The 5,084-nt window shown below is 70.9% G+C and carries 5 protein-coding genes and 1 riboswitch; of the genes, 2 read left to right on the top strand and 3 right to left on the bottom strand.

Going from position 1 to position 5,084, the window contains the following annotated elements; genetic code table 11:
• Nucleotides 1-91: 91 nt before the first annotated feature.
• Nucleotides 92-562, top strand: coding sequence for an SRPBCC domain-containing protein (locus V8688_RS31140; protein ID WP_316574036.1), 471 nt, complete (start codon nt 92-94; stop codon nt 560-562).
• A gap of 21 nt (nt 563-583) precedes the next feature.
• On the opposite strand, the gene V8688_RS31135 is transcribed toward V8688_RS31140, so the two are convergent.
• The 3 genes from V8688_RS31135 to V8688_RS31125 are packed head-to-tail and all read right to left on the bottom strand — an operon-like array spanning nt 584 to nt 3,704.
• Nucleotides 584-1,615 (bottom strand): ABC transporter substrate-binding protein, encoded by a 1,032-nt coding sequence (locus V8688_RS31135; protein ID WP_218715838.1) that lies wholly within the window; start codon nt 1,613-1,615, stop codon nt 584-586.
• Nucleotides 1,615-2,676, bottom strand: a complete 1,062-nt coding sequence (locus V8688_RS31130; RefSeq protein WP_342802303.1) for an ABC transporter ATP-binding protein — start codon at nt 2,674-2,676, stop codon at nt 1,615-1,617. Before V8688_RS31130 ends, V8688_RS31135 begins: the two co-directional genes overlap by 1 nt.
• Nucleotides 2,673-3,704 (bottom strand): iron ABC transporter permease, encoded by a 1,032-nt coding sequence (locus V8688_RS31125; protein WP_342802302.1) that lies wholly within the window; start codon nt 3,702-3,704, stop codon nt 2,673-2,675. The genes V8688_RS31130 and V8688_RS31125 overlap by 4 nt, the downstream gene beginning before the upstream one ends.
• Nucleotides 3,705-3,758: 54 nt before the next feature.
• Nucleotides 3,759-3,822: riboswitch (cobalamin riboswitch) on the bottom strand.
• A 141-nt stretch (nt 3,823-3,963) separates the two neighbouring features.
• On the opposite strand from V8688_RS31125, the gene V8688_RS31120 reads away from it, so the two are divergent.
• Nucleotides 3,964-5,055, top strand: coding sequence for an ABC transporter substrate-binding protein (locus V8688_RS31120; protein ID WP_342802301.1), 1,092 nt, complete (start codon nt 3,964-3,966; stop codon nt 5,053-5,055).
• The last annotated feature ends 29 nt before the right edge of the window (nt 5,056-5,084 follow it).

Raw genomic sequence — 5,084 nt, 5'->3', positions numbered from 1 at the left:
TTGCGAAAGGCCCTCCAACTACGGTTGGAGGGCCTTTTTGCGTTCGCGTCCTGGGGCCCGTGCGCCGGGTTCGGGGACTACCGTGGAAGCTATGGCGACCACGAGGATCGGCACGCACATCAACGCGCCTCGCGCGACTGTGTATCGACTGCTGCTCGAGGCGGACGCGGTGACGCAGTGGATGATGCCGGACGGCATGAGCTGCGAAGTACACCGGTTCGAGCCCGAGGCCGGCGGCTCCTTCTCGATCACCGTGACCAACGACGAACCCTCCCCGTCGGGCATAGCTGAGCTCCAGCACGACGCCTACTACGGACGGTTCCTGACCTTGGTTCCGGATGAGCGGGTGGTGGAGGTGATGGAGTTCGTCACCGGCAGGCCGGATATGGAGGGCGCGCAGTCCATCACGTTCTCCCTGAGCGACGCCGCCGGAGGCGGCACCGACCTGGAGGTGCTGCACGAGGACGTGCCCCAGGGGCTGACAGCGGCCGACAACGAGACGCACTGGCGGATGGGGCTGCGCAAACTCGCCGCCCTGGCCGAGCGCGGCACGGTCGACTGACCGGCCGCACCCGGCCGGTGGTCAGCGCACCGCGTCGTCGGCGCGCGGGGTGATGGTCGAGGCGGGGACCAGGTTCCACGCTTCGAGCTGCTTGCGGATCTGCTCGGCGGCGTCGATATTGAGCGGGCCGCTGGTCCACAGCGCGTACGGCAGGTTGAAGAACCGGCTGTCGCGGACGGCGCGCAGCCCGTTGATGCCGGGCTTGCCGCGCAGCAGTTCCACCTTCTGTGCGTAGCTCTGGCCGGGGTAGTCGACGAACATGATCGCGTCCGGGTCCGCGGCGGCCAGACGTTCCCACGAGACCTTGGTCCAGGTGTCGGCGACATCGTCGAGGACGTTGCGGGCGCCCGCGGCGTCGAGGATCGCCTGGGGCGCCCCGAACGTGCCGCTGGAGTAGATGGTGTCGGTGCCGCTGTCGAACAGGAAGACCGTCGGTGCCTTCGCCGGTTTCGGGGCGGCGGTGAGAGCGGCGAGCCTGCGATCGAGGTCGGCGGTGACCTCGGCCGCGCGGTCGGTGCGACCGGTGATCGCGCCCAGATCGGTGAGATCGGTGCGCAGGGCGGTCCAGGGTTCGACGGTGCCGCGTGCGGCAGCGCCGTCCTGCTGGCGGCAGCTCTCGGTGAGGACGTAGGCCGCCACCCCGTCCTTCTGGAGGGAGGCGGGGGTGAGGTTGCTCGCCTCGTCGTAGCCGTAGCTCCAGCCGGCGACCATGACGTCCGGGCGCTGGGCGAGGACGGTTTCGCGCGACGGGTACTCGGGGGCGACCGAGGTCAGCCCGTCGACGACGGCCGCACCGTAGTGCCTGCGCAGGGTGTCGGCGTCGCGCTGGATGCTCGACACGGCGGCCACCTGGTCCTGGGCGCCGAGCGCCAGGACCATCGAGACGAGGTTGCCGTCGTTGACAAACAGCCGTTGGGCGGGTGCGGGGAAACGGGTGTCCTTGCCGCAGTTGCGCACCGTGATGGTCGACGCGGTGTCCGCCGAGGTGCCGGTGCAGGCCGCCAGGACGGCGGCGAGGGCGGTGGTGGCCAGGATTCGGCCGGTGTTCTTCATCAGCGCGCCTTTCGCGGGGTGATCAACAGATGGTCCTCGCCGGTGACCGGGTGCCGGACCCGGGTGGCGTCCACGCCGAACACCTCGGCGACGACGTCGGGGGTCAGTGCCTCGGCGGGCGGTGCCGGTGGGCGGGCGATGCCGTTGTGCAGCACGATGATCCGATCGCAGTAGCGGTCGGCCAGCGACAGATCGTGCAGGGCCGCGACGACGGTGCGGCGCAGTCCACGGACCAGGCCGAGGAGCTCGAGTTGATGGGTGACATCGAGGTGGTTGGTCGGCTCGTCCAGCAACAGGACCGGGGTGTCCTGGAGCAGGGCTCTGGCCAGCAGCACCCGCTGCCGCTCGCCACCCGACAACCGGTGCACCGGGCGGTCGGCGAAACCCGAAAGGTCGACTGCCGCCAGTGCTTCCAGCACCTGCTGCCGCTCGCGCGGCGCGCCGAGACCCCACGGCGGCAAGTAGGGTGTCAAGCCCAGTGCGACCACTTCGCCGACGAGCATGTCGGCGGGCGGGCTCTCGTCCTGGGCCACCAGTGCCACCGCGGTCGCCCGCTGTCGTGGTCGCAGCTCGTGCAGCACTCGGCCCTCGACGAGCACGCGGCCGCGCGCGGGCTTGCCGATACCGGCCAGCGTTCGCAGCAGCGTCGTCTTGCCGCTGCCGTTGGGGCCGACGATGCCGATTGTCTCGCCGGGCGCGATCGAGAAGTCCACGCCGACAACGATGTTCCGCCGTCCGACGGCGCACGTCAGTTCGAATGCTCGCACCGCTGCGGGCGGCGCGGGGTCGAGGCGGGCCGCGCTGTCGACCCTCGCGGGGGATTCGGGGGTGTCGGCGCCACCGTGCTCTGTGCCGCGCACCCCGTCGCCGAGGAGATCGTCGGTCACCGTTCGAGGGATGTGGTCGCGGGCTTCGCCGGGATCGTCGGCCGCGGTGCGTGCGTCGGACCGGTTGTCGTCGCGATGCGCATCGGCGGAATCGGCCGAGGGGGCACCCTGCTCGTCCGGCTCGGTGCCGGCGCACGGCGCCGAACGGGGAGCGGGGTGTTCGTGCGTGGTCATGACGCGCCGAACCGGTAGCGCCTGCGGCCCATCAGGAGCAGGAAGGTGGGGGCACCGATCAAGCCGGTGAGGACGCCGACGGGGATCTCGGTGGGGCGCACCAGGACCCGGGTCGCGGCATCGGCGATCACGAGGAACAGCGCGCCGCACAGGGCACACGCGGGGAGGAGGTCGCGGTGGCGTGGGCCGACGATCATGCGCGCGGCATGGGGAACGACGAGGCCGACGAAGCCGATCCCGCCCGACACCGCCACCAGCACACCGACGAGAACCGCCAGCAGCACGAACAATCCGAGGCGCAGTTCCTTCACCGGGACACCGATCGAGGACGCGGTGGTCGCGCCGAGGGTGAGCGCGTCGAGCCAGCCGGCGATGGACAGCAGGACACCACCCGCGAGGAGCACGACGACCAGCGGCAGCGCGAGTGTCGTCCAGTCCGCCCCGGCCAGGCTCCCGAGCAGCCAGAACAACACCGACTGCGCGGCGGCGGGATCGGTACTGCGGAAGACCAGATAGCTGCTGAACGCGGCGAAGGCCGAGCCGAGCACGGTGCCGGTGAGGACCAGCCGCAGCGGGGTCAGTCCGCCCTGGGCGAAGGCGACGAGCACGACGAGCGTCGCCGCGCCGAACGCGCCGGCCAGCGCGCCGCCCGACAGCGCCCAGATGCCCGCGCCCGCGAACAGGCCCGAGGTGATCACCGCGGCCGCGCCCACGCCCGCGCCGGAGGAGACGCCGAGCAGGTAGGGATCGGCGAGGGGATTGCGGACCAGGGTCTGCATCGCCGCGCCCGCCAGCGCGAGACCGGCGCCGACCACGGCGGCCAGGACCGTGCGGGGCACCCGGAGCTGCCAGACGATGGTGTCGATGCCGAGATCGGTGGGTGTGGTCCCGGTCAGGCGGGAGCCCAGGGTGTCGAGCACCGCGGACACGGGGACGATCTCGGCGCCGAAGCCGGTCGCGCCGATCATGGCGGCCAGCAACAGCGTCCCGAGCAGGGGGAACGCGAGCGATGTCCGGGCACGGATCATCGCGGTATCTCCAGAGGCAAGGCGCGGCCCTTTCAGAGGGTGCCCGGCGAGGGAGGTCTGACTTTCGCCGCGAGGCGATCACAGTGGCGCGACCGTTCCGGAGTTGCACCGGATTCCCGCACCCGCCGGGGATGACGACCGAACTCTAGCGTGGCACCCGGTGCCAGCGGTTTACCGGGGGACCGGCCGGTAGACCGGTGTTCCAATCACGCTAAGGCTAATGCTATTCGGGAAAACCCCGGATTGATTCAATCCCTCTATGCACCGACCGAATACGTTCCTGCCCGGCCTGCGAGGCCGTGCCACCGCCGCGCTTGTCGCGGTGGCCACCGTTGCGACGCTCGGCCTGAGCGGATGCTCGAACGGCAGCGACGCACCGGTCGGCACCCCGGACGCGCCCCTGCCGACCGAGGTTCCCGCGGGCACCACGCTCGTCGTGGCCGACCAGCAGGAGCGGCTGCAATCCGCGCTGCGGCTGTCCGGTGAGCTGGACAAGCTGCCGTTCAAGATCGAATTCGCCAACTTCGTCGGTGGCCCGGCCATTCTCGAGGCCTTCCGGGCCGGTGCCGCCGATGTGGGTCAGGTCGGCGACGTGCCGCCGATCCACGCGCTGGCCGCCGGTCAGGACGTGCCGATCGTCGGTTCGTATCAGACCAACCCGCAGGCGTTGAAACTGGCTGTCGCGCCGGGCCGTTCGATCAGCAAGCTCGCCGACCTGAAGGGCAAGAAGATCGCCTATGCCGAGGGCACCGCGCAGCAGGCGGCCGTGCTCAAGGCGCTCACCAAGGCGGGGCTGAAGCCCACCGACGTGCAACTGGTCCGGCTGCAGCTCGCGGAGTTCCTCGATGCCGTGCGCACCGGTCAGGTCGACGTGGCGCCGCTGATCGAGCCCAACGTCACCCGGCTGCTGCGCACCCAGGGCGCCTCGGTGATCCCCGATTCGGAGACGACCGGGATCTACAGCGGCCTGGCCTACCTCTACGCGCGCCGCGCCGTCGTCCAGGACCCGGCCAAGGCCGCCGCCACCCGCGCCCTCGTCGGCGCGTTCGTCCGGGCCTGGCACTGGACCAACACCCACCGCGAGGAGTGGGCGACCAAGTACTACGTCGACAGTCAGAAGGTCAGTGCCGACGACGCCGAGCGGATCGTCGAATCGCTGGGCACCTACACCTTCCCGCACCTGGACCAGCAGCTGGTCGCCCGGCAGCAGACCACCATCGACGCGATCGACGCCGTCGGCGAGCTGCCGAAGAAGATCAGGGCCTCCGACGGCTTCGACCTGCGCTTCGACGCCGCGGTCACCGAAGCGGTCACCGCCGGCGGGGCGGCGTTCGCGCCGGCGGCGGGCTGATGGCCACCCTCGACGCCGGGGTGCTGCGG

This window comes from Nocardia sp. No.11, from assembly GCF_038752175.1.
GTDB classification, from domain to species: Bacteria; Actinomycetota; Actinomycetes; order Mycobacteriales; family Mycobacteriaceae; genus Nocardia; species Nocardia canadensis.
Note: the sequence above shows the minus strand (reverse complement) of the source record. Positions and strands in the feature narration are given on the sequence as shown.

Bases quoted from the DNA above. Each gene is read 5' to 3' on its own strand.
- V8688_RS31125 (WP_342802302.1), bottom strand. From the start codon at position 3,704: ATGATCCGTGCCCGGACATCGCTCGCGTTCCCCCTGCTCGGGACGCTG.
- V8688_RS31130 (WP_342802303.1), bottom strand. From the start codon at position 2,676: ATGACCACGCACGAACACCCCGCTCCCCGTTCGGCGCCGTGCGCCGGC.
- V8688_RS31120 (WP_342802301.1), top strand. From the start codon at position 3,964: ATGCACCGACCGAATACGTTCCTGCCCGGCCTGCGAGGCCGTGCCACC.
- V8688_RS31135 (WP_218715838.1), bottom strand. From the start codon at position 1,615: ATGAAGAACACCGGCCGAATCCTGGCCACCACCGCCCTCGCCGCCGTC.
- V8688_RS31140 (WP_316574036.1), top strand. From the start codon at position 92: ATGGCGACCACGAGGATCGGCACGCACATCAACGCGCCTCGCGCGACT.